Origin of the sequence: Ornithinimicrobium pratense, from assembly GCF_008843165.1 — a bacterium.
Taxonomy (GTDB): Bacteria; Actinomycetota; Actinomycetes; order Actinomycetales; family Dermatophilaceae; genus Ornithinicoccus; species Ornithinicoccus pratensis.
In genome coordinates, this window is sequence record NZ_CP044427.1 from 1,798,010 (window position 1) to 1,820,520 (window position 22,511).

Genomic DNA, 22,511 nt, shown 5'->3' on the forward strand with positions numbered 1-22,511 from the left:
GGTGGGCACCCCGAGGTTGGTCTCCGGCGTGCTCCTGCTGGGGGTGCTCACGGCCTGCTCGTCACCTACTGCCCCCGGGGACTCCGCCGCCCGCACGGCCGAGGACGCCGCAGCGATTTCCACGAGCCCGCTGGCGGGCCAGAACCCGGTCCTCAACGACGACTTCCCCGACCCCGACGTCCTCGAGGTGGACGGGGTCTACTACGCGTACGCCACGAACGGCAACAGCCAGAACGTCAGGATGGCCAGATCGACCGACCTGCTGACCTGGGAGCAGTTGGGGGATGCGCTGCCCGAGTTGCCGTCGTGGGTCATCCCGGGCAAGACCTGGGCCCCCGAGGTGAGTGCCGTCGGGGACAGCTACGTCCTGTACTTCACGGCGACCAACTACCGCCCGACCCTGCAGTGCATCGGCACGGCCGTTTCCGCCACCCCCGAGGGGCCGTTCGAGGTGGTCGGCGACGGGATGCTGGTCTGTCCGGAGGACGAGGGCGGCGCCATCGACGCGGCGACCTTCCTCGACGAGGACGGCACCCGTTACCTGCTCTGGAAGAACGACGGCAACTGCTGTGGCCTTGACACCTGGCTCTACCTGGCTCCGCTCGCGAGCGACGGGCTCTCGTTGGAGGGCCCCGCGACGCGCCTGCTGAAGCAAGACCAGGAGTGGGAGGGCAACCTCATCGAGGCGCCGACCCTAGTGGAGCGCGAGGGCACCTACGTGCTTCTGTACTCGGCCAACGACTACGGTGGCCAGGACTATGCGGTGGGCTACGCCACCGCCGAGGATGTCACCGGTCCCTACGTCAAGCATCCGGACCCGCTCCTGGCCAGCACCGGGTCCGCGCCAGAGTACGTCGGCCCAGGCGGCCAGGACGTCGTCACTGGACCAGACGGGCAGGACTACGTCCTCTTCCACTCCTGGCGCGGGGAGACCACCTACCGGGCGATGAACGTGCTGCCCCTCTCATGGGAGGGCGTGCCGGAGGACCAGGCCCCGGGTGGGGTCAACCCGACGGTGGAGGGCTTGGACTGACGGCTACCTCCGCCGTCAGCCTGCGTGGCTGCTGCCGGGCCCACCTAGCGCCGTCCCCGGTGGCTGCCGGACGACCGCGTCGGCCTGCGCTTCCCAGTCCTCGCCGCTGGACGGCATCACCGACCGGACCAACCAGGTCGCGCCGGCTTCGACATACTCCTGCACCGGGATGCCAGGGGCGGGGTGGACGACGACGTCCCACCCCTCGCGGGCCTGCCCTCCGTCGAGTGCGAGGTAGTCGGTCAGGTCCTGCGGTGAGAGGTGTTCGCCCCTGCCGATGGGCACGACGCCGTCCCAGCGGCGTGCGCGCGCCAGGGGCCGTCGGTGCGGGGTCACGCCGGCGACCCAGATCGGCGGTCGTGGCTGCTGCACGGGACGAGGGTGCAGGTCGGCCGTGACGCGGTAGTGGTCGCCGGCGAAGTCGGTCGGGCCGCGCAGCAGCTGGTCGATCACCTGCAGGCTCTCGTCGAGCATGGCGGCGCGCACGCGGGGGTCAGCCTCCTCCCCCAGGTCGGCGAAATCTCGGTCCGGCGGCTCACCTAGCCCCACGCCGAGCGCAGCCCGCCCGCCGCTGAGACGGTCCAGGGTGACGAGCGCCTTGGCGACGGCGTACGGACGCCGACGCGACAGCGGTGTGACCAGGGTGCCGAGCCGCACCCGCTCGGTGAGCGCCGCGATCGCTCCAAGCATCACCCAGGGGTCGAGCGGAGCGGCGCCGGGGCGCCACTGCACGTGGTCCCAGAGGAAGAACCCGTCCCAGCCGGCCGCCTCGGCAGCACGGGCCCAGCCGAGGACCCTGTCCGGGTCGGTGAAGGGTGGCAGGCTGACGGCATATCTCACGGTCGTCACGCTAGCCCCCGAGCCCTGTCGTCGGGCGAACACCTCCCCGAGGGCTGGCCAGCGGCCGACACGCGGTACGCTAGAGGTGCCATCGCGGCTGGACACGTCTGACGCGTCGATCTCGTAGAGATCCGCTGGACCAGCTCGCTTCCGGGGACGCCTTCAGCCGAGGCTGCTGTACGTCCATCACCCGGGGGTGCGGTGCGGGCTCGGTCCCGTCGCCGGTGCATGACCCGACCACTCCGAGGAGGAGTTCGTGGCTCGAGGAGCCCAGCGTCAGAACGGCGCTCGCACGCGCACCCAGCGGCGACCCCGCCACGACAATGACGGCATCATCCAGGTGCTCGCCATGGTCGTCCGCGAGGTCGAGTCCGCAGTCAAGCGTGGACGCGCCCTGCCGTCGACGCGGACCCAGTTCCAGGTGGTGGCGCTCCTCATGCGTGAGGAACGTGCCCGCGTCAAGGCGGAGGTGACCAAACCCGCGGCGCTGCGCGCTGAGGAGCTGAAGCGCCTGGACGGCATCGCCACCATCCTGGCGACGACGGCCGCGCGCGACACCTCCCTGCTTGGGCTGCTCGCCGATGACGCCGTCATCCCCGACCGCGCGCGATCACTGCGCCGCGAACTCCTCGAGGCGGCCGGCATCGAGGTGCCAGAAGAGCCCGCCGATACTCCCGCGCCGGCCGAGCCCACGGCGGCCGAGCAGCGCCGCGTGGTGCCCCAGTCGGTGGTCTCCCGCCAGCAAGCCAACCCCTTCCTCGCACCCGACTATTCCGCCGTCGCCAAGCAAACGGCCACGCCTCGCCGCCTCGTCGGCTGGGAGCTCATCGAGCCGCTGCTGAAGTCCTTTGAGGACGGCGGCACGTTGTCGTGCATGGACCTGCCAGAGCCCGGCGCCGCACGGGTAGCTGGCGGGCTGGACCTCATGCCGCACCAGGCGAGGATGGTTGCCGCCGCCGCGGGAGGGCACCGCACGTTCCTGCTCGCCGACGAGCCCGGCCTGGGCAAGACGGCACAGGCGCTGCTCGCGGCAGAGGCGGCGGACGCCTACCCCTTGCTGGTCGTCGTGCCGAACGTCGTGAAGATGAACTGGGCGCGGGAAGCCAGGCTGTGGACGCCCAACCACCCCGCGACAGTGGTCTACGGAGACGGCGACACGATCGACGGGTTCGCGGACATCATCATCGTCAACTACGAGGTGCTCGACCGGCACGTGGGCTGGCTCGGAGAACTGGGTCTGCGCGGGATGGTGGTCGACGAGGCGCACTACATCAAGAACAGGAAGTCGCAGCGGTCCCGGAACGTTCTACAGCTCTCCGAGCGTATCCGCACGCGGATCGCCAACCCGCTGCTCATGGCACTCACCGGGACACCACTGATCAACGACATCGAGGACTTCACGGCGATCTGGCAGTTCCTCGGCTGGATCGACGAGACCAAGCCGGTCGGTGAGCTGATGGGGGCGCTTGAAGAGATCGGGCTGACACCGGCGGACCGAGGCTTCTCCCCCGCCGCCCGCAGTGCCGTCATCGACCGCGGCATCGTCCGTCGGCGCAAGGTGGACGTGGCCGCCGACCTACCCGCCCGCCGCGTGGCCGACGTCCCGGTCGAGATCGACGATGAGGCCGGGCGGTCCATCCGGGCCGCCGAGCAGAGCCTTGCCGCTCGCCTCGTCGCGCGCTATGAGCGGGCGCTCCAAGCACGGCCTGCAGGCGACGTCGTCGAGGGCGTCGACCACGACCTTGTCCGCCAGGTGGCCGCGTGGGAGCGGACGAAGAAGACAGCAAAGAAGTCGGACGAGAACGTGTTCACCATGATGCGGCGCATCGGGCAGGCAAAGGCCGGCCTCGCGGCCGACTACGCCGCGCAGCTCGCCCGCAGCGCGGGCAAGGTCGTCTTCTTCGCCAAGCACATCGATGTGATGGACGCCGCGGAGGCTACCTTTGCCAAGCGGGGCATCCGTTACGCCTCCATCCGCGGCGACCAGAGCGCATCGGCACGGCAGAAGCACATTGACGCGTTCACCAACGACCCGGACGTCGCTGTCGTCGTGTGCTCGTTGACAGCCGCCGGCGTCGGCATCAACCTGCAGGTTGCCTCGAACTTGGTGCTCGCGGAGCTGTCCTGGACCGACGCCGAGCAAACCCAGGCCATCGACCGCGTCCACCGCATCGGGCAGGGGGATCCGGTCACGGCGTGGCGGATCATCGCCGCGCAGACTCTCGACACCAGGATCGCCGAGCTCATCGACAGCAAGGCGGGGCTCGCCGCCCGGGCGCTCGACGGGGCCGACACGGAGATCTCAGATTCCTCCGACGTGCAGCTCGAGGCACTCGTCACACTCCTCGAGGATGCGTTGCGACAGCGGGCCAGCGGGCAGGCATCCTGACGCCGATCCTGCTCCACACCGAGCCTTGATGGCCAGCCGGTAGCGCGCATAGTGTTTCGGGCTGGCTGAGGCCGACGGCAACGGGGCGAGAGGTCTGACCCCGAGCAGGGTTGCCAGCACCTTGCTGCTGGCCCCGCCGCTCCCTGCCGCGGGTGACAACCCACGCATGGGCGATGAGCGGGCGGCCTGCCCTACAGCTTTTCCAGTTTGTGGAAGGGGCTGACGATGCGCAGGGTGCAGGTGCTGAAGTTCACGGTGACCGCTGCCTTCTCGGTGCCGACCACGCGCCCGAGCCCGTAGGACTGGTGCGAGACCCTGTCGTGAAGGTGGAAGGTCTCGATCTCGGGCACGACTTCTGGCGCGAAAGGGCTCGAAGGGAGGTGCCGCCGCCGGGGTCCGGACCGTGAAGTCGTCATCCCTCAGTATGCGCTCTCGAAGGTCCCGCCAGGTCAGCTGGTCCGATGGCAGCACTGTCGCCGGGGCGGGCATGGCGTGGATGACCATTTCCTCGCGGCTGTCACACCCTTGCTGCGCGCAGCGGAACTGGTGGTGGGGTAGGGCACCGGCCCGCCGCCTCACCTGGCCTGACGTCTGTGTCAGCATCGACCTCCCACTCGCCGTCGCACGTACGCTCTACGGCTGCAGGAGTGTCAACCTCTGCTCGGGGCCCCACTCATAGGTGTCGTCGCAGCGGTACCCCCTCAGCCACGCCTCGCCGTCAACGACGCGCAGGTAGAAGCCCTTGAGGTACGCCGCGTCGTCACCGAGCGGTTCGGACACGATGTGGATCGCCCCCCTGGGGCCCGGCCAGCTGACAAGACAGAGTCGGGGGGGCGTTGGTCTGATTCAACGTGGCCAGCCGCAGGAAGGGGTGTTGAGCCGGACGCCCGAGTCGCGAAGAGAGTGCAGGAGGGCGCCTCTTGGCTTCCCACCAACCCGTACCGTGCCGCCCTCTACCCCCAAGACCTCAGCCATAGCGACCATTCTCGCCTGAGCGGAACCTCGTTTCCGGCTCAGTTGATCTCGACCAGATTCATCGGGGTGAGCTTCCCTCTTGTCCTTTGCGGGATCTCCTTGAGTATGCGCATGTAGACGGGCTCGTCGGCGTGACCGTCGAACTCGACCGGGGTCGGGGCGGTTGCGGTGAGCATCGACGCGATCGCCGCGCGGGCGGCGCGCTCTCGGCCGGGGTGCTCAGGTTTGATCTCGATGAGGATGGGCATGAAGGTCCCGTCGAACGGGCCAACGGTGAAGACGGCGGCGACAGGCCCTCCGTCCACGGTGGCGATCCTCGTGCGTTCCAGGTCCAAGTCTTGGGCGAACCGCGCACCGAAGGACTCCCGTGTGGCGTGGACATCCTGGGTCGGAGCCCAGGAGGCATGCATCCGCAGATAGGGAGCCATCCACAGGTCGAGGAGGACATCCATGCTGAAGTGACTGCCGGGCGCCACCTTGGTCTCCTCCTTCTCAGCGAGGTCCAACTGCCTGCGGGCCCAGTCCTGGACCTGGGCGTGCGTCGTGGGGAAGTAGGCGGCAGGCACACTCTGAATCACTCGCGCCCCCGCCGCGGCAGCGGCTGACTCGGCCGGGGTTCCGGGAATGATCCTGAGCATGATGGGCCTCTTGGCTGCGGTGGCGAGTTCACGCAGCAAGGGGGCGCCGTGGCCCTCCTCGCAGTAGAGCTCGGCAGCGTCCTGCGCAGCTTTCGTCCGGGTGAAATGCCGGACGCCGGCGGCGACGAGGCGTCCACCGACTTCTTCCACCAGGCTCACCCCACTCTCGAGGTCCTCATCTGGTGTGAGCCACGGAATAGTCAAGGGGGCGATGTCTGAGGGCAAGGCGGGGCGCACGGTCATTGCCCCATCCTGAAGGGCGGACCATGCAGTTGGGCGACGATTCCGCTCCCTGCGTCGGCCAACTGCCGTGCAGCCGGTAAAGCACCACACGGGTCTCTCCCTGACCGGTTCGAGAAGGGCTCACGCCAGGCAAAGAGGCAGGGCTCAGCGGCCCCGACACAGCGAGCCGAGAGGGCGGCTTCCTACGCCGGTGACCGGGCAGGGGTCAGATGGAGCGCCCCAGCTGGTCCGCGCCGAGCATGCGGCGACGCACCGTGCTGCTGAGCCGCTCGGCCAGCAGCACCACCACGAGGATCATCAGGATGATCGTCAGCGCGGTGTCGAAGGCCCGGACCGTGAACGCCGTCGTGAGCTCCCCGCCGATACCGCCGGCGCCGACCATGCCCAGCACGGTGGCACCCCGGATGGACTTCTCTAGGCAGTAGAGGCTGGTGGCGGTGAACGACGCGAAGGACGCCGGCAGCACCGCGCCGGCCATCACCGCCAGGGACCCCGCGCCGGTCGAGCGGAGCGCGTCGATCGGACCGCGCTCGACCTCCTCGATCCGCTCCGCGAAGAACCGACCGGCGAAGCCGAGGACGTCCACCGCGATGGCCAAGATCCCCGCCATCGGACCGATCCCGACCGACATGACGAAGATCAGCGCCCACACCAGGTCCGGGATGGCACGCAGAGTGGTCAGCACGAACCGCATGGCCACCGCCACCGGGGGCCAAGGGCTGGTGTTGGCGGCGGCCAGCAGTGCCGCCGGGACGCTCAGCACGATCCCGATCACCGTGCCGATGACCGCCATCTCGATGGTCTCCAGCATTGCTGAAGCCAGGGCCGGCGCCCGCTCCGTCGCCGGCGGGAAGGCGCTGTTGAAGAAGTTCCACAGGTTAGACGGACCTCGCAAAAGCCGGTCGAACGAGATGTTCATCCGGTACAGGCCATGACCGGCCAGCGCGAGCAGGAACACCACGATGGCCACGGTGGACCACCGCGGCCGTCGCATCCGCGCGGGCGGCTGGGTCACCGTGGCATAGTCGTTGCGCAGGCCGATACTCATGACGGCAGACCCTCGACGAACGCCGGGACGTCGCCGTCGTCCTCGTCCGCGTAAAGCTCCCGCAGCCAGGAGTCAGGCACCTGCGACATGACGGAGTCGAAGGCGACCGTGCCGTCGCGCAAGGCCACCACCCGCTGCCCGTAGTCGCGCGCCAGCTGCAGTTGGTGCAGGGTGCAGACCAGGGTCATCCCCTCATCCGCAGCGATCTGCCACAGCAGGTCCATCACAGAGCGACCGGCACGGGGGTCGAGCGCCGCGACCGGCTCGTCGGCCAGGATGATCTCCGGGCGCTGCATCAACATCCGGGCGATGGCGACCCGCTGCTGATGCCCGCCGGATAGCTGCTCGGCCCGCCGGTCCGCAACCCCCGCCAGACCCACGCGCTCCAGCGCCTCCATCGCCTCGACCCGCTGCTGAGAGCGGGCGGTGATGGCCATCCAATTCCGCGGGGTGCCCGCCCTTCCGAGTGCACCGTGGATGACGTTGGTGAGCACCGAGAGCTCGCGGACCAGGTTGATCCGCTGGAAGACGATGCCGACGCGCCTGCGCAGGGTCCGCAGCTCACCCGAGGACGCGGTCGTCACCTCGGTACCGAGGACCCGGACCGAACCCGAGGTGGGCTCGACCAGCCTGGTCAGCGACTTCTGCAGAATTGACTTTCCCGCCCCGTTCGCGCCCAGGAGCACTACCGTCTCTCCGGCCTCGACGGTGAGGTCGACGCCGGCCAGGGCGCGGGTGCCGTTGGGGAAGACCTTCGTCAGGCCAGAGACCTCGATGACACGACCGGTCGGGGTGTGCCTAGGGCTCACTCGTCGTCGTCCGGGAGGTCGGTGAACTCCGGGAAGCCGGCGGCGACGAACGCCCGGCGGATCGGGTCGTAGTCGGAGTCGGAGGCTGCGACGAACTCCGAGCGGTCGTACTTGTCGTTCTCGCCGGTGCTCACGATCGCCTCGATCAGCACGTCCTGGTTCTCGACCAGCGTCTCGCGCAGGTAGTCGGCGCAGTCCTGGCCGAGGCCCTCCCGGGCGACGAAGAGGTCATTAGGCAGATCGTTGCCCTCAGCGAGGACACGCACATTCCCCTCGCCCATGAGTTCCTCGAGCTCGCCCAGGTCGTCGATGCCAGAGCCGAGCGCGTCACCATCGCCGGAGGCGAACGCGGCGAGGTGGGTGCCCGACAGCGGCACGACATCCAGCTCGTTGGAGTTGGGGTCGACACCGGCGGCGTCCACCATCTCGAGCGGGCCGAGGTGACCGGCGGTCGAGCCGACCTCCTTGGTGATGAGCTGGGCGCCGCGCAGGTCCTCGATTGACTGGGCGTCGCTGTCCGCGCGGACGTAGATCGCCGGGCGGTACTCCTGACGGGTGACACCCACCAACGGGATGGCGTCCGCCTCGGCCTTGAGCACCACGTACTCGGTCGGGCCGGTGAGCAGCACGTCCAGGTCGTCGTACTCCAGGGCGGTGGCAGCCGCGGTGCGCGAGGACATCGGCTGGAAGTCAACGTCGAGGTCAGTGGCCTCCTCGAGGGCCACGCGGAAGTCCTCGAACTCCACCCGCAGCTCCTCCAGGCCCTCCACACCGGTGTCCGAGAAGCGGAGCGGCTCGGTGCCGCAGACCGCTCCGTCGTCGCCCACCGCAGCCTCGGCCGTGGTGTCGTCCTCACCACCGCAAGCCGCAAGAGTCAACAGCGAGGCGGCGGCTGCGGCGGCAAGTGCCTGACGGGACAGGATGTTCAAGCGCATAGGTCGTCACTCCAGATGGGTGTGGTCGCGACCCCGAGGGTCCGGGGTGAACACGCGGCGATCTGACAAGCACCCTCTCCAAGTGACCTGTCAATGACGTGACGACAAGGTGGCCCCCGGGCAGAACCGAGGTGTCCACTCAGGGGGCCGCTCACAGCGGAACGCTGGAGAGCGCTGCCGATCTGATGCCTGCCGGTGCCACAGGCGGTCCCTGAAGCAGGTCAGGTCGCGTCGGCCGGTCCAGGGGCCGGGTCGACGAGGACCTGGCTGGGCAGCACACGGCGCATGATGTCCGAGATGCTCACAACTCCGTGTGTGCGGTCGGGCTCGGCCACCACGGCCAGCTGCTCGCCCCGTTCCCGCATCCTGGCCAGCGCCTCATAGACCGGCGTCGCCGGGCCCAGCACGAACGGGGCGCGGGCCAGCCGACGGACGAGGTGATGCCTGTCGTAGACGAGCGTGTCGCGCACGTGCACCACACCGGCCGCGCTGCCGTCGTGCGCCGCCAGCAGGATGCGCAGGTGCCCGCTACGGGCCGCCGCGTCCTGCACCTGCGCCACGGTCGCGCCCTCACCCACCGCCGTCGGGTGCTGGGCCGGCGGCACGAGCTCACCCAGGGTCAGCCGCTCCAGGTCGATGACCCGGTTGATCTGCCGCTGGAAGTCGGTCTCCAGGGCCCCGGTCTGCGCGGAGTGCTCTACCAGCTGGCGGATCGTCGCGGCGTCCTGGCCACCGACGGCGGCCCGGTCCACGGGGATGACCCCGCTGGCGGCAACCAGCCGGTTCGCCAGGGCGTTGATGCCATGGAGGAGCGGTCGGACCACCCAGATGAACGCTCGCCCGGCGGGTGAGACCAGCTTGGCGGCCCGTTCGGGGTGGGCGATCGCCCACGACTTGGGCGCCATCTCCCCCACTACCAGGTGCAGGAAGGTCACGAAGAGGAGCGATAGCGCGAACGAGGTGCCGCCCGCCACCCATGCTGGCACTCCCAGGCTGGTGAGGACGGGTCCGAGCCAGGCGTCCATGGCCGGCTTGGTGACCGCGCCCAGGGCGAAGGTGGCGGCGGTGATGCCGAGCTGGGCGCCGGCGAGCATGAGTGTCAGCTCGTTCATCCCGCGCAGCGCGGACCGGGCCGACCGAGAGGTGGGTGCCTCCAGCTCGAGGCGGTGTCGACGCGCGCCCAGCAGCGCGAACTCGATGATGACGAAGAAGGCGCTCGCGACGATCAGCGCGGTCGTCACCAGGACCACGGTCAGCGGGTCCCTCATCGCAGCTCCTCCTCGGTCAGTTCATTGTGGTCCAGGGGCTCCGGACCGGCCTCGTCGGCGGGCCGGGTCAGCAGCCTGACCCGGACCTCGCTCGGGACGTGCCGCTCGACCTCGAGCACCTCCACCGCCAGGCTGCGCAGCACAGGCTCGTCAGCCACCAGCTCGGCCGGGTCCTGAGGCAGCTCGACGGTCACCACCTGCCCGACCTCCGGCAGATCGCCGGTCTCGGCGATGAGCAGGCCCGCGATGGTCTCGAAGTCACCCTGGGGCAGGCGGTGCCCCAGGGCACGCTCCACCTCATCGACATGAACGTCTCCGTCCATGCGCCACTGGTCGTCCTCTCCGCCCACGATCTGCTCTGGCACCTCCGTGTCGTGCTCGTCGGTGATCTCCCCGAGCAGCTCCTCGGCCAGGTCCTCGATGGTCAACACACCGGCGAAGCCGCCGTACTCGTCCACGATGCAAGCCAGCTGCTCACCGGACTCGTCCAGGTCGGCCACCGCTGCCGGCAGGGGCATCAGCGTGGGGAGGATGACGGGTTCGCGCATCACCATGGCCACCCGAGCGTCGGAGTCGGCCGGCAGGCGCAGGACGTCCTGGAGCTGCACCACCCCGACGGGCTGGCCCTCGGCGTCGATCACCGGGTAGCGCGTGTGAGCCTGCGCCATGAGCGCCCGCACGTCCGCCACGCTCATGTCCGGCGGGACCGTGTCGACCCGTCCGCGCGGGACCATGGCGTGCTCGACATCCTGGTCGGGGAAGTCGAGGATCCGGTCCAGCAGCATGGACAGCTCCAGTGGCAGGTCACCGCTGTCCCGGGAGTCGGCGACGATTCGCTCCAAGTCGTCCGCGGTGGCGCTGGTGTCCAGGTCGTGGATGGGCTCGATCCGCACCGCGCGCAGCAGCAGGTTGGCCGACTTGTCGAAGAAGGCGATGAGCCAGCCGAAGACGGTCAGGTAGATCAGGGTGGAGCGGGCCATCCACAAGGCCATCGGCTCGGCGTTGGCGATCGCGAGGTTCTTCGGGTAGAGCTCGCCGAAGAGCATCTGCACCACGGTCGCCACCACCAGCACGCCCACGGTGCCGACCAGGATGCTGACCGACTCCGGCACGCCCGCCCCGCCCAGCAGCACCCCGAGCGCGGATCCGACCATTGGCTCAGCGACATACCCCACGAGCAGGCCGGTCACGGTGATGCCCAGCTGGGCTCCGGAGAGCATGAAGGACGTCCGTCTCGTGACCTTCAGCGCCCGCTCCGCCGCCGGATCACCGTCACGGGCGCGGGAGGCCAGGCGGTTGCGGTCGACCGACATGTAGGCGAACTCCTGGGCCACGAAGTACCCGTTCACCGCGATGATCAGCAAGATCACCGCCACCCCCGCCAGCAGCAGCAGGACAGCCTCGCTCATGCCGTCCGCCGTCGCCGGCGCCACCTACTTCGAGGGCGGTCTTCAGGCGGGGTCGAGGGCTCGTTCATACCCAGAAGATACCCGAGGTACCGGCTGCCGCACGAGCGCTGCACCTCACGGGCGCCTTCGCCGCTCTGGCTCAGTGAGGTGACGTCTCGATCCCAGGCGGTCCGGGGTCGAGGAGAGACTGGTCTCCGCCGCCGGCCGCACCGACACACGCCGCGCCGGCGAAGGAGGTCGGCGTGGGCGCTGCTGGTACAGGTAGCTCACAGGGCTGCACATAACGTCGGACAAGTGGCCATGGTCAAGGCAATGGCACGACATTTAAGGCAATCGTCTGCGATCTCTTGTGCGACGACCCCAAAGGCGATAAATCAACGTGACCTCACCCAAGGACCCGAGCGATATTATTCAAGACCTCTTGCGGTAGTCCGGCAACTTAGTGGCTCGGGCGAGTTAAGTGTGAATCCCGCAGTCACGATTAACCTGAGGCGCAAACTGAACTCCGCCGAGGGAGGTTCGCGTTCACGTACCGGATCAGGTGGCAGCGGACACGTCGACGCACACGACTCCCCTGTTGCCGTCCTGGTCGGCGATCACGGTGTGCGAAGGGGCGTTGCTGTCATCGACGACGGTGCCACCCGCGGCGACGGCGGCAGCGATCCGCTGCGCGGCCACCTCTGGCGCCACATAGATCTCGACGTGGAACCGCTGGTGCGAGGTCTCGTACTCCTCGGCATCCCCGAACCACAGGTTCGGCACCCGCCCCGTGATGTCCCGGATCTCGTCGCTGGGGGACCCGTGCCCCTGGGCCTCGGCGCGCCCGGTCAGCAGGACGGCCCACACCGGAGCGATCGTCGCGGAGCGTGTCGTATCGAGGCCGAGCTCGATCTCGGTGACCGAGGCAGGGTCCGCCGCGACCTTGTGGTCGGCCGCGATCTCGGTGATCCGACGGGCGAGGTCGACGTCTTGCTGGGTCACCCATTCGATGATGTGTTTGGTGCCGTCCTGGTCGTGGTAGACGGCGTCGATGGTGACCAGCTCGAGGTCAACGTACCCCTCGCCCATCGACACGCGCGGGTGGTGGCCGAGGGCGTCGCCCGCCTCGCCCGCGGCAGCGACGAACCGTGCGCCGGCGCTGAAGTCGTCGACCACATACCGGGCATGCAGTCCCTGGGCGAGCTTTCGCCAGTCGTTCAGGCTGGCCTCGGCAATCTGTTGGCCCATCAGGATGTCCATAAACGCGACCCTAGCTCAGACCCAACCTGCAGCGCTGGGGCAGCCCCAACTGGATCTGCCGCACCATGCACCATTGAATGAGGACACAAAGGTCTACGGCTCAAGCGTGAAGCGTGTCGAAAAGGGCATGAGGCCAGCAAGATTAGTCAGTTGGTCTTTCCCAAACTGGGCCCCTGTCCGCCGAATCAGCGGCGTGGGACTCACGGAGCGCCCGCCATCCCGCAGAACGGGGGCCTAGCTTGTGTCCGGAGGGGGACTTGAACCCCCACGCCCGTTAAGGGCACTAGCACCTCAAGCTAGCGCGTCTGCCATTCCGCCACCCGGACAGGTGGTGCTGTTTCCCGCCTGTGGGCGGCGGGGCAACGACGAACAAGAGTAGCACGCTCAGACCGGTGCCCAGCGCCAGTCCGGTGGGTCAGACGGGTGCAGCTGAGGGTCGTCGTAGCGCAGCGAGCGGACCGGTCCAGCGCCGGTCAACGGCCCTTCGAAGCGCACCGTGACCACGCCCCGGCCGGCGCCCCAGACCCACCCGGCCCCGTGCTCCTCGTGCACCACGTCGTCACCGGGACGCCAACCAGGTGCGTTGCGCCCGGTTGCAGGTCGCGGCACCTCGATGTCCGACGCCTCGGGCGCGGCACCGAGGGCGTCCGGCATCTCCACGGGCAGTTCGGCGGCATAGAGCGGACCCTCCAGGGTGAGCTCGTCCTGGGCGTGTGCAGTCAGGCCGGCCACGCCCAGACCGAGCAGTCGCAGGCCCGGGCTGACGTCGAGCGATCCCAGCAGACGGCGCCCCTCGCGCAGGATGACGGTCGCGTCCCCGGTGGCGAAGGGCAAGGTGCCGGAGCGGGTGTGCGTGGTGAAGTCACCCTCGCGGGCCTTGACAGTGATCGTCCGGGCGAAGACGGCCGCCTTCGCCAGCCGCTTCGCCAGACCCGTCGCCATCTGCCTCAGCTCGCCCTCCAGCACGGCGCGGTCGGTGATGTCGGTCTCGAAGGTCTGCTCCACCGAGATCGACTTGGCCTCACGCTCCACCACCACGGGCCGATCGTCCTCGGCGCGGGCCAGCCGGTGCAGGGCCGTCCCGTGTGCCTGGCCGAAGATCGCGACCAGGTCGGCCTCGCTGACCCGGGCCAGGTCGGCGACCGTGTCCACGCCGAAGCTGTGCAGCCGGGACGCCGTCGCTGGTCCGATGCCCGGGATCGCTCGCGTCGCCAGCGGATACAACGCGGCCAGCTCCTCCCCCGGCCGGATGACGGTGGCCCCGGCCGGCTTGTTCATCTCGCTGGCCAGCTTGGCCAGCATCTTGCTGGTCGCCACCCCGACCGAGGCGGTCAGGCCGCCGGTCTCCTCCTCGATCCGGGCGAGCAGCCCGGCACACCACTGCTCCATCTCCTGCCCTGCCCACCCGGGCGCGTCCGGGGCGGCCGCCAGGTCCACATACGCCTCGTCCACCGAGACCTGCTCCACCAGAGGCGAGCGCTCCCGCAGGAGGCCCATGACCACCCCCGAGCTCTTGCGGTAGGCGGCGAACCGTCCGGAGAGGTATGCCGTGCCGGCCGGGCAACGGCGCCGCGCCTCGTGCATCGGCATCGCCGAGCGGGCGCCGTAGACCCGCGCCTCGTAGGAGGCCGTGGAGACGACCCCGCGGGCGCCCAGCCCGCCGACCACGACCGGACGTCCCCGCAGCGAAGGCTTGTCCCGCTGCTCGACGGCGGCGAAGAAGGCGTCCAGATCCAGGTGCAGGATCCGACGCTGCTCGTCGGAGGGCATGGGGCCACTGTGCCACGGGCCCGGCATGGTCCCCGCCGGCCGGTGACCACTCGTCGGCCGCCCGGGAGGTGAGCCTATCTGGCCGTGGCTAGGCTGCCGACATGGATCTTTCGCGCACCCTGCCCCCGCACCCGATCGAGCACCTCCCGGCTGCCCCGGCGCAGTTGCAGGTGCACAGCGAAGACTTCGAGGACAACGGTCCGCTGCCCAAGAGCGCCGGGTTCGGCTTTGGCAACACCTCCCCGCAACTGTCCTGGTCCGGCGCCCCCGAAGGCACCAAGTCCTACCTCCTGGTGTGTCACGACCCCGATGCCCCGGTCCTCGGCGGCTTCACCCACTGGGCCGTGATGGGCCTGCCCGCCGACGTGACCTCGCTCCCGGCCGGTGCGGGCGAGTTCGGCCGCCACTTCGGCGAGGGCGCGGTCACCCTGGAGAACGACTTCGGCACCAAGGACTATGGCGGTGCGGCTCCCCCGGAGGGCGACGCACCCCACCGCTACGTCTTCACCGTGTGGGCCCTGGACACTGACCGGACGGGGCTGGACGGCTCGACCTCGGTGGCCAAGGCACAGTTCTCCACCCTGGGCAACGTCTTGGCCCGCGGCCACCTGACCGGCACCTACGAGCAGTGAGCCTGAGCTGGGCGCCGGCCCTGGAGCGCCCCGACCTGCTCGCGCCGTCGGTCCTGGCGGCCGTGCGAGGTATGCCGTCCGACCTAAGCGCCCAACTGCAGGTCGCCGAGATCGACCCCGACCACGCCGACACCGCCGTGCTCGTCGAGCAGACCGGTATGGCGATGGAGGACATGGCCAACTGCATCATCGTCTCCGGCACCCGTGCCGGTGAGGAGCGCGTCTGCGCCGCACTCGTGCAGGGTCACACGCGGGCCGATGTCAACAAGACGATCCGCAAGCTGCTGGACGTGCGTAAGGCCTCGTTCATGTCGACGGACGACGCCGTCGAGCGGACCGGGATGGAGTACGGCGCGATCACCCCTGTTGGCCTGCCGGACGGCTGGCCCGTGCTCGTCGACACCCGTGTCGGTGAACGGGAGTTGATCATCATCGGCTCGGGCCTGCGGCGCAGCAAGCTGCGGCTGCCGGGGTCGCTGGCGGCGGGGCTGCCTGGCGCGCGGTCGGTGGAGGGCCTGGCGTTCGAGACCTGACCCCGGCGCCTCGGGCCCCCAGACAGGGTGCCCGGCAGCGCAAGAGCAGGCGCTTGGTCAGTTGTGGGGACGGACGGCCCAGAAGGCGACGGCCGAGGCCGCGGCGACGTTGAGCGAGTCCACTCCCCCACCCATGGGGATCCGCACGACGACGTCGGCGGCCCGGACGGTGTCCCGCGCGAGCCCGTCGCCCTCCGTCCCGAGCACCAGGGCCAGCCGGTCCGGCGGCTCCCGCTCGAGGTCCTCGAGGGTGACCGCGTCCTTCGCCAGGGCGAGGGCGGCCACGGTAAACCCGATCTCCTGCAGCGTCGCGACGCCGGCGGGCCACGGGTCGATCCGCGTCCACGGCACCTGGAAGACCGTGCCCATCGAGACCCGGACCGCGCGACGGTAGAGCGGGTCCGCGCACCGCGGCGTCACCAGGACCGCGTCGACCCCGAGGGCCGCGGCCGAGCGGAAGACCGCCCCGACGTTGGTGTGGTCGACGATGTCCTCCAGCACCGCCACCCGCCGGGCGCCCGCGAGCACCTGCTCCAGGGGCAGCGGCTCAGGGCGGTGCATCGCGGCCAGCACCCCCCGGTGGAGGTGAAAGCCGGTCATCGCCTCGGCGACCTGAGGGGCCGCAACATAGACGGGCGCTGCGTGCTCGCGGGCCGAGGCGAGCAGGTCGGGCCACTCGTGCACCCACCGGGGCGTCATGAGCAACGAGCGAAGGCGGTGCCCGGTCGACAGGGCCCGGCGGATCACCTTGTCCGACTCGGCCATGAACAGCCCCCGCTCGGGCTCGACGACTCGGCGCAGCGCCACGTCGGTCAGCGCGAAGTAGTCGCGCAGGTGCTCTGCGCGGGGATCATCCACCCAGGTGCAACCCGGGGGCAGTTCGGCGGTGCCGCCGGTGTCGCTCCTCGGTTCCTGCTCCATCAGTCGACCAGCAGGTTGATGATCGCCACGGTGCCGATTATGACGATCACCGCGCGCAGCAGGTTGGGGTGCATGGCGCGGCCGACCCGGGCACCGAGGAAGCCACCCATCAGTGAGCCGATGGAGATGAGCAGCACGATCGTCCAGTCGATCACGCCGGGCGCCACGATGAGGAAGACCACCGCGGCCACCAGGTTGACGATCATCCCCAGCACGTTCTTGATCCCGTTGATCTGCTGGATGCCCAGCGGAAGCAGGATGCTCATGACGCCGATCAGCAGCACGCCCTGCGCGGCGCCGAAGTACCCGCCGTACATCCCGGCGAACAGGATGCCCAAGATCAGCGCCACCCACCGTCCGGGGGTCAGGTGGTCCGCGTGCTGGTTGGCGGCCCACCGGGACAGGCGTGGGCCGAAGACGACCAGCAGCAGGGAGAGGAAGATCAGGATGGGGACGATCGCCTCGAACGCGGCCGGCGGCAGCACGAGCAGGAGCACCGCACCCAGGACCGACCCGATGAGGGAGGCCGGCGCCAGTCTGCGCACCATCGGCCCCAGGCTGCGCAGCTCGTGGCGGTAGCCCCAGGCACCGGCCATCCCACCCGGCACCAGCCCCAGGCTGTTGGAGACATTGGCGGCCACCGGCGGATAGCCGAAGAACAGCAGGGTCGGGAAGGTCACCAGCGTCCCGCTGCCGACGATCGTGTTGATCGTGCCGGCGGCCAGACCCGCCAGGATGATCGCGACGACCTCGAAGACGCTCACCGGGCCGGGTCGGCGGCGGTGCGGGCGGGCTCGCCGGTGGGCTCGGCGGCGCGGGCCGACCACCGGTCTCCGTGCTGGTCCACGACCAGGGGTATGCCGAACGCCTGGCTGAGGTTCTCGGCCGTCAGCGTGACCTCCAACGGTCCGGCGGCCACCACCTCGCCGTCGCGCAGCAGCAAGATGTCGGTGAACCCGGGCGGGATCTCCTCGACGTGGTGCGTCACCAGCACCAGGGCGGGCGCCTCGATGTCCTGGGCCAGGGCGCTGAGCCGGCCGACGAGGTCCTCCCGCCCCCGCAGGTCGAGCCCGGCCGCGGGCTCGTCGAGGAGCATCAGCTCCGGGTCCGTCATCAGCGCCCGGGCGATCTGCACCCGCTTGCGCTCCCCCTCGGAGAGGGTCCCGAAGCGTCGTTGGGCGAGGTGCGCCACCCCGAGCGCCTCGAGCAGCTCAGCGGCCCGCTGCTCGTCGGACTCGTCATACTCCTCCCGCCAGCGGCCGAGCACGCCGTAGGCGGCGGTGACGACGACGTCGCTGACCCGCTCCTCCTCGGGGATCCGGTCGGCGACAGCCGCGCTAGAGACCCCGATCCGGGGGCGCAGCTCGAAGACGTCCACGGTGCCCAGGACCTCGCCCAGCACACCGGCCACCCCGGTCGTCGGGTGCATACGGGCCGCCGCGAGCTGTAGCAGCGTCGTCTTGCCGGCGCCGTTGGGCCCCAGCACGACCCAGCGTTCCCCCTCCTCCACCGACCAGTCGACATCCTTCAGCAGGTCCGTGGTGCCACGGCGGACACCGACGCCGGCGAATTCCAGGACATCGCTCATGGCTGGTCACTCTAGTCTTTGCCCGGCCGCCGCCTGCGCAGGGGACGGACGTGCCGAGAGGGTGTCGCCTACCATCGGCGCATGTCCGAGCACGCCCTACCCGCCAGCGTCCGGGTCGCCCTCTGGGCGACCGACTCGTTCGCCGACGGCTCCTCGCTGCTCCACCTGCCGCCTAAGGCGCTGCCGGGGATCGACCTCGTCCAAGGGCTCATCGCCCCGTTGACGGCCTGGCGAGACCTGGGCGAGCCCGCCGTCCTGGTGGCCCTGCCCCGCCCCGGTGCCCTGGGCGCCCTGCCGTCGGGCACGCCCGAGCTGTTCGCTGCAGCGACCGCCGCACAGGAGTGCGTCCTGGCCCCGGGCCTGGGCTCAGTTCTCGTGCCCAGGCTGGAGGCCTATGGGCCGGAGGGTGACCAGGGTTGGTCAGCCCGCTGGGACTCCTTCGACGCCCACCCGGTGCCCGTGCACCGGGTCGAGGCTCTCGACCTGGGTCAGACCGAGCTCTCGCTACGCCAGGAGCTGGCCGTGCTCACTGAGGAGCTGGCCCGGGTGGGGGCCCCTCCGCTCGCAGCCGAGGAGGGAATGCGAGGGCTGCGACGCCGCCTGTCCTCCGGGCACGGACCGTGGGGGCTGCCCGGTGGCCTGCCGCCCCGGGTCCTGCGCGTCATCGACCTGGCCGGCACGGTCCTCGCGCTGGCGGACGCCGGGCTGGAGCCGGGTCAGGAGTCGATCGACGCGAGCTCGACCGGACGCCGCAGCGTCCTGCTCTCCCGGCTGCGGGACCTGGCCACCGCCGCGCTGGAGGACGCGGTGAACGTCGGCGCGCTGCATCTGTCCCGCCGCTCCTGAGCGCGGCACCTGCCGTGTCAGGAGGAGGGGGCGCGTCCTGCCAGGACCGCGCGATAGACCTCCAGCGTCCGCTCGGCGATCGTCGTCCAGGAGAAGCTCTCGACCGCACGCGCACGACCGGCGGCGCCACGGCGGTCCGCCTCGTGCGGGTCCGAGACCGCCTCCACGATGGTCTTGCCCAGGTCGGCGACGAAGGCATCCTCGTCGACCGGGGTCCCGGTGCCGTCGCTGACCTGCTCGATCGGGACCAGCCACCCGGTCTCGCCGTTCACGACCACCTCGGGGATGCCGCCGGTGGCGGTGGCCACCACGGCGGCCCCGCAGGCCATGGCCTCCAGGTTGACGATGCCCAGCGGCTCATAGACGGAGGGGCACAGGAACACGGTCGCGCGGGACAGCACCGCGATGACCTTCTCCCGCGGCAGCATCTCCCCGATCCACACCACCGGGGCCGCACCCTCACCCCGTTCCTCACGCAGCTCGTCGACCAGCGCCACGACCTCCCCCTCGATCTCCGGAGTGTCCGGGGCGCCGGCGAGGAGCACGACCTGCACGTCATCATCCAGCTGGCTCAGCGCGCGCAGGAGGTAGGGCAGGCCCTTCTGCCGGGTGATCCGGCCCAGGAAGACCACGGTACGGGCGTGCGGGTCCAGCCCGTGGGAGCGGACGAACTGCGCCGCCGGCTCCGAGCGGTCGCGTTGCCACAGCTGTGAGTCGATGCCGTTGTGCACGACATGCACCTTCTGGGGGTCGACGCTGGGGTATGAGGCGAGGATGTCCTGGCGCATCCCGGCCGACACCGCAATGATCCCGTCCGCGCCTTCGTAGGCGACCTTCTCGGCCATGGAGGAGACGGCATACCCGCCAGCGAGCTGTTCGGCCTTCCAGGGCCGCATCGGCTCCAGGCTGTGCGCGCTGATGACGTGCGGGATCCCGCCCAGCGCCCCACCGAGGTGGCCGCCCAGGTTGGCGTACCAGGTGTGCGAGTGGACCAGGTCGGCCCCGCCGTCGGCGACGTCCCGGGCCATGAGCAGATCCACGCCGAGCGTGCGCAGGGCCGCGTTCGCATCCTCCAGGCCGGGCGGCACTTCATATCCGCTCGTCATCTCCTCCTCGACCGGAGAGTCGAACGCCCGGACCTGCACCTGGACTCCTTCGACCGCGCGCAGCGCACGAGTGAGCTCGGCCACGTGCACTCCGGCTCCGCCGTAAATGTTCGGTGGATACTCGCGGGTCAGGATGTCGATGCGCACGCCACCAACCTAGTGCGCCCTCGCCTGCGGCACTACCCCTCGCGCCGGGGTGCTGGATGAGTCTAGGTTGGGGTCATGGCACGACATGGCGGCTCACGGCTCAAGGTCCTGGCGATCGTCCTGGCCGGTGGTGAGGGCAAGCGACTGATGCCGCTCACGGCTGACCGTGCCAAGCCCGCCGTGCCGTTCGGAGGCATCTACCGGCTGATCGACTTCGCACTGTCCAACATCGTCAACAGCGGCTACCTGAAGATCGTGGTGCTCACGCAGTACAAGTCGCACAGCCTGGACACCCACATCACCAAGACCTGGCGGATGTCCACGCTGTTGGGCAACTACGTCGCGCCGGTCCCCGCGCAGCAGCGGCTGGGCAAGAGCTGGTTCTCCGGCTCGGCCGACGCGATCTACCAGAGCCTGAACCTGGTGCACGACGAGCGGCCGGACATCGTGGTCGTGGTGGGGGCCGACCACGTCTACCGGATGGACTTTTCTCAGATGGTCCAGCAGCACCTGGACACGGGGGCCCCTTGCACGGTGGCGGCGATCCGCCAGCCGATCGGCCTGGCCGACCAGTTCGGCGTCATCGACGTGAACCCGCAGGACCCGCGCCGGATCCGCGAGTTCCTGGAGAAGCCGACGAACCCGGTTGGGCTGCCCGATTCCCCCGAGGAGGTGCTCGCCTCGATGGGCAACTACGTGTTCACCGCGGACGCGTTGGAGCAGGCGGTCCGCGAGGACTCGCTCAACGAGGGCTCCAAGCACGACATGGGCGGTGACATCGTGCCGGCCTTCGTGGAGCAGGGCGAGGGCTGGGTCTACGACTTCAAGGACAACGACATCCCCGGCGCCGTCGACCGCGACCGCGGCTACTGGCGCGACGTGGGGACGATCGACTCCTACTACGACGCCCACATGGACCTGATCTCGATCCACCCGGTGTTCAACCTCTACAACGAGTCCTGGCCGATCTACACCAACTACGGTCCCCACCCTCCGGCCAAGTTCGTGCACGGGTCCGGGGACCGGGTCGGGCACGCGGTCAACTCCGCCGTCTCCCCCGGCTGCGTCGTCTCCGGTGCCACCATCAGCGATTCGGTGCTTTCCCCGCGCGTCAAGGTGCACAGCTTCAGCCACGTCACCGGCTCGGTGCTCATGGACCGCGTCGAGGTCGGCCGGTCCTGCCAGATCCACCGCGCGATCATCGACAAAGGGGTCTTCGTCCCCGCGGGTGTCCACATCGGGATCGACCACGACCACGACCGGGAGCGTGGCTTCACGGTGACCGACTCCGGCCTGGTGGTCGTGGGAAAGGGGACCGTGATCGAGGGCTGAGCCCTCTGCGCTAGCCCCTGCGGTCTTGGGAGTAGGTCGTCTCAGAACCCGGTCGCGTGGTAGCCGCCGTCGACGTGGACGATCTCGCCGGTGGTGGCGGGGAACCAGTCGGACAGCAGCGCCACGCATGCCTGCGCGGCCGGCACCGGGTCCTTGACGTCCCAGCCCAGGGGCGAGTGCTCGCCCCACTTGGCGAACTGCTCGAAATCGGGGATCGACTTGGCCGCGGTGGTCGCGATCGGCCCGGCCGAGACCAGGTTGGAGCGGATGCCCCGGGGACCGAGGTCGCGGGCCAGATAACGGCTGGTCGCCTCGAACGCGGCCTTGGACACGCCCATCCAGTCGTAGACCGGCCAGGCGTACTGCGCGTCGAAGGTCAGCCCCACGATCGAGCCACCCTCGCCCATCCGCGGCAGGGCCGCGGCGGCCAGGGACTTGAGCGAGTAGGCGCTCACCTGGACCGCCGTGGCGACATCCGGCCAGGAGGCGTTCATGAAGTCGAAGGCGCCCTTGGGGGCGAACCCGATCGAATGCAGCACGCCGTCCAGGTGGTCCACGTGCTCGCCGAGCCGGTCCGCGAGGGTGGCCAGGTGCTCCTCGTCCGTGACGTCCAGCTCGACCACCGGGGCCGCCTGCGGCAGCCGCCTGGCGATGGTCTGGGTGATCTTGAAGGTGCGCCCGAAGGAGGTCAGCACCACCTGCGCACCCTGCTCCTGGGCCAGCCGGGCCACGTGGAAGGCGATAGAGGTGTCCATGAGGACACCGGTGACGAGGATCTTCTTGCCGTCGAGGAGCATGGGCCAGACTCTA

General features: G+C 69.8%; 22 protein-coding genes and 1 tRNA gene. 6 read left to right on the plus strand and 17 right to left on the minus strand.

Translation table 11 applies throughout. The annotated features are described in order from the left end of the window. Position 1 precedes the first annotated feature (1 nt). Positions 2 to 1,033, plus strand: a complete 1,032-nt coding sequence (locus FY030_RS08215; protein ID WP_158061086.1) for a glycoside hydrolase family 43 protein — start codon at positions 2 to 4, stop codon at positions 1,031 to 1,033. A 15-nt stretch (positions 1,034 to 1,048) separates the two neighbouring features. On the opposite strand, the gene FY030_RS08220 is transcribed toward FY030_RS08215, so the two are convergent. Beyond that, positions 1,049 to 1,873 carry an LLM class flavin-dependent oxidoreductase gene (locus tag FY030_RS08220; protein WP_192498536.1) on the minus strand — a complete coding sequence of 275 codons (825 nt, stop codon included), beginning with the start codon at positions 1,871 to 1,873 and terminating at the stop codon, positions 1,049 to 1,051. 256 nt (positions 1,874 to 2,129) lie between these two features. Here FY030_RS08220 and FY030_RS08225 point away from each other — a divergent pair, with 256 nt between their 5' ends. After that, complete coding sequence (locus FY030_RS08225) at positions 2,130 to 4,262, plus strand: DEAD/DEAH box helicase (protein ID WP_158061088.1); 2,133 nt, start codon at positions 2,130 to 2,132, stop codon at positions 4,260 to 4,262. A 191-nt stretch (positions 4,263 to 4,453) separates the two neighbouring features. Here the strand turns inward: FY030_RS08225 and FY030_RS08230 are convergent, their stop codons facing one another. The 11 genes from FY030_RS08230 to FY030_RS08275 all read right to left on the minus strand — a co-directional run bounded on the left by FY030_RS08230 (position 4,454) and on the right by FY030_RS08275 (position 14,596). Further along, positions 4,454 to 4,612: a hypothetical protein gene (locus FY030_RS08230; RefSeq protein ID WP_238348189.1), complete on the minus strand. Its 159-nt coding sequence runs from the start codon at positions 4,610 to 4,612 to the stop codon at positions 4,454 to 4,456. Between the two features lie 283 nt (positions 4,613 to 4,895). Further along, the gene (locus FY030_RS16370) at positions 4,896 to 5,042 is read right to left on the minus strand and encodes a hypothetical protein (protein WP_192498537.1); all 147 of its coding nucleotides are present in this window, start codon (positions 5,040 to 5,042) and stop codon (positions 4,896 to 4,898) included. 233 nt (positions 5,043 to 5,275) lie between these two features. Next, positions 5,276 to 6,118: a hypothetical protein gene (locus FY030_RS08235; protein ID WP_158061090.1), complete on the minus strand. Its 843-nt coding sequence runs from the start codon at positions 6,116 to 6,118 to the stop codon at positions 5,276 to 5,278. 205 nt (positions 6,119 to 6,323) lie between these two features. Continuing rightward, positions 6,324 to 7,166, minus strand: coding sequence for a phosphonate ABC transporter, permease protein PhnE (phnE, locus tag FY030_RS08240; RefSeq protein WP_158061091.1), 843 nt, complete (start codon positions 7,164 to 7,166; stop codon positions 6,324 to 6,326). Next, positions 7,163 to 7,975 carry a phosphonate ABC transporter ATP-binding protein gene (phnC, locus tag FY030_RS08245; protein WP_202879684.1) on the minus strand — a complete coding sequence of 271 codons (813 nt, stop codon included), beginning with the start codon at positions 7,973 to 7,975 and terminating at the stop codon, positions 7,163 to 7,165. Before phnC ends, phnE begins: the two co-directional genes overlap by 4 nt. Next, complete coding sequence (locus FY030_RS08250) at positions 7,972 to 8,910, minus strand: PhnD/SsuA/transferrin family substrate-binding protein (protein WP_158061092.1); 939 nt, start codon at positions 8,908 to 8,910, stop codon at positions 7,972 to 7,974. Before FY030_RS08250 ends, phnC begins: the two co-directional genes overlap by 4 nt. Before the next feature lie 221 nt (positions 8,911 to 9,131). Continuing rightward, positions 9,132 to 10,178 carry a CNNM domain-containing protein gene (locus tag FY030_RS08255; protein WP_158061093.1) on the minus strand — a complete coding sequence of 349 codons (1,047 nt, stop codon included), beginning with the start codon at positions 10,176 to 10,178 and terminating at the stop codon, positions 9,132 to 9,134. After that, complete coding sequence (locus FY030_RS08260; RefSeq protein ID WP_158061094.1) at positions 10,175 to 11,587, minus strand: hemolysin family protein; 1,413 nt, start codon at positions 11,585 to 11,587, stop codon at positions 10,175 to 10,177. Before FY030_RS08260 ends, FY030_RS08255 begins: the two co-directional genes overlap by 4 nt. Positions 11,588 to 12,124: 537 nt before the next feature. Beyond that, positions 12,125 to 12,826, minus strand: coding sequence for a 4a-hydroxytetrahydrobiopterin dehydratase (locus FY030_RS08265; RefSeq protein ID WP_158061095.1), 702 nt, complete (start codon positions 12,824 to 12,826; stop codon positions 12,125 to 12,127). Positions 12,827 to 13,068: 242 nt separating this feature from the next. Continuing rightward, positions 13,069 to 13,152 (minus strand) — tRNA-Leu (locus tag FY030_RS08270). A gap of 58 nt (positions 13,153 to 13,210) precedes the next feature. Next, a complete protein-coding gene (locus tag FY030_RS08275; RefSeq protein ID WP_158061096.1) occupies positions 13,211 to 14,596 on the minus strand; it encodes a DNA polymerase IV in 1,386 nt (461 codons plus the stop codon). A gap of 101 nt (positions 14,597 to 14,697) precedes the next feature. Between FY030_RS08275 and FY030_RS08280 the strand changes: the two genes are divergently transcribed. Both FY030_RS08280 and FY030_RS08285 read left to right on the plus strand, forming a co-directional pair. Then, positions 14,698 to 15,228, plus strand: coding sequence for a YbhB/YbcL family Raf kinase inhibitor-like protein (locus FY030_RS08280; RefSeq protein ID WP_158061097.1), 531 nt, complete (start codon positions 14,698 to 14,700; stop codon positions 15,226 to 15,228). After that, positions 15,225 to 15,761, plus strand: a complete 537-nt coding sequence (locus FY030_RS08285) for a YbaK/EbsC family protein (protein ID WP_238348190.1) — start codon at positions 15,225 to 15,227, stop codon at positions 15,759 to 15,761. The genes FY030_RS08280 and FY030_RS08285 overlap by 4 nt, the downstream gene beginning before the upstream one ends. Positions 15,762 to 15,818: 57 nt before the next feature. On the opposite strand, the gene FY030_RS08290 is transcribed toward FY030_RS08285, so the two are convergent. Genes FY030_RS08290 through FY030_RS08300 form a run of 3 tightly spaced genes read right to left on the minus strand, consistent with a single transcriptional unit; the run spans position 15,819 to position 18,270 of the window. Next, positions 15,819 to 16,682 (minus strand): TrmH family RNA methyltransferase, encoded by an 864-nt coding sequence (locus FY030_RS08290; RefSeq protein WP_158061098.1) that lies wholly within the window; start codon positions 16,680 to 16,682, stop codon positions 15,819 to 15,821. Further along, positions 16,682 to 17,446 carry a sulfite exporter TauE/SafE family protein gene (locus FY030_RS08295; protein WP_158061099.1) on the minus strand — a complete coding sequence of 255 codons (765 nt, stop codon included), beginning with the start codon at positions 17,444 to 17,446 and terminating at the stop codon, positions 16,682 to 16,684. The genes FY030_RS08290 and FY030_RS08295 overlap by 1 nt, the downstream gene beginning before the upstream one ends. Next, a complete protein-coding gene (locus FY030_RS08300) occupies positions 17,443 to 18,270 on the minus strand; it encodes an ABC transporter ATP-binding protein (protein ID WP_158061100.1) in 828 nt (275 codons plus the stop codon). The genes FY030_RS08295 and FY030_RS08300 overlap by 4 nt, the downstream gene beginning before the upstream one ends. An 81-nt stretch (positions 18,271 to 18,351) precedes the next feature. Between FY030_RS08300 and FY030_RS08305 the strand changes: the two genes are divergently transcribed. Then, positions 18,352 to 19,116, plus strand: coding sequence for a hypothetical protein (locus tag FY030_RS08305; RefSeq protein WP_158061101.1), 765 nt, complete (start codon positions 18,352 to 18,354; stop codon positions 19,114 to 19,116). 17 nt (positions 19,117 to 19,133) lie between these two features. On the opposite strand, the gene glgA is transcribed toward FY030_RS08305, so the two are convergent. Beyond that, the gene (gene glgA, locus FY030_RS08310) at positions 19,134 to 20,369 is read right to left on the minus strand and encodes a glycogen synthase (RefSeq protein WP_158061102.1); all 1,236 of its coding nucleotides are present in this window, start codon (positions 20,367 to 20,369) and stop codon (positions 19,134 to 19,136) included. 75 nt (positions 20,370 to 20,444) lie between these two features. On the opposite strand from glgA, the gene glgC reads away from it, so the two are divergent. After that, the gene (glgC, locus tag FY030_RS08315; protein ID WP_158061103.1) at positions 20,445 to 21,701 is read left to right on the plus strand and encodes a glucose-1-phosphate adenylyltransferase; all 1,257 of its coding nucleotides are present in this window, start codon (positions 20,445 to 20,447) and stop codon (positions 21,699 to 21,701) included. 41 nt (positions 21,702 to 21,742) lie between these two features. Here the strand turns inward: glgC and fabI are convergent, their stop codons facing one another. Then, positions 21,743 to 22,498 (minus strand): enoyl-ACP reductase FabI, encoded by a 756-nt coding sequence (gene fabI, locus FY030_RS08320; RefSeq protein ID WP_158061104.1) that lies wholly within the window; start codon positions 22,496 to 22,498, stop codon positions 21,743 to 21,745. Positions 22,499 to 22,511: the final 13 nt, after the last annotated feature.

Bases quoted from the DNA above. Each gene is read 5' to 3' on its own strand.
- FY030_RS08250 (WP_158061092.1), bottom strand. From the start codon at position 8,910: ATGCGCTTGAACATCCTGTCCCGTCAGGCACTTGCCGCCGCAGCCGCC.
- FY030_RS08305 (WP_158061101.1), top strand. From the start codon at position 18,352: ATGTCCGAGCACGCCCTACCCGCCAGCGTCCGGGTCGCCCTCTGGGCG.
- fabI (WP_158061104.1), bottom strand. From the start codon at position 22,498: ATGCTCCTCGACGGCAAGAAGATCCTCGTCACCGGTGTCCTCATGGAC.
- FY030_RS08265 (WP_158061095.1), bottom strand. From the start codon at position 12,826: ATGGACATCCTGATGGGCCAACAGATTGCCGAGGCCAGCCTGAACGAC.
- FY030_RS08290 (WP_158061098.1), bottom strand. From the start codon at position 16,682: ATGGAGCAGGAACCGAGGAGCGACACCGGCGGCACCGCCGAACTGCCC.
- FY030_RS08260 (WP_158061094.1), bottom strand. From the start codon at position 11,587: ATGAGCGAGGCTGTCCTGCTGCTGCTGGCGGGGGTGGCGGTGATCTTG.
- phnE (WP_158061091.1), bottom strand. From the start codon at position 7,166: ATGAGTATCGGCCTGCGCAACGACTATGCCACGGTGACCCAGCCGCCC.
- FY030_RS08300 (WP_158061100.1), bottom strand. From the start codon at position 18,270: ATGAGCGATGTCCTGGAATTCGCCGGCGTCGGTGTCCGCCGTGGCACC.
- FY030_RS08235 (WP_158061090.1), bottom strand. From the start codon at position 6,118: ATGACCGTGCGCCCCGCCTTGCCCTCAGACATCGCCCCCTTGACTATT.
- glgC (WP_158061103.1), top strand. From the start codon at position 20,445: ATGGCACGACATGGCGGCTCACGGCTCAAGGTCCTGGCGATCGTCCTG.
- FY030_RS08255 (WP_158061093.1), bottom strand. From the start codon at position 10,178: ATGAGGGACCCGCTGACCGTGGTCCTGGTGACGACCGCGCTGATCGTC.
- FY030_RS08280 (WP_158061097.1), top strand. From the start codon at position 14,698: ATGGATCTTTCGCGCACCCTGCCCCCGCACCCGATCGAGCACCTCCCG.
- FY030_RS08275 (WP_158061096.1), bottom strand. From the start codon at position 14,596: ATGCCCTCCGACGAGCAGCGTCGGATCCTGCACCTGGATCTGGACGCC.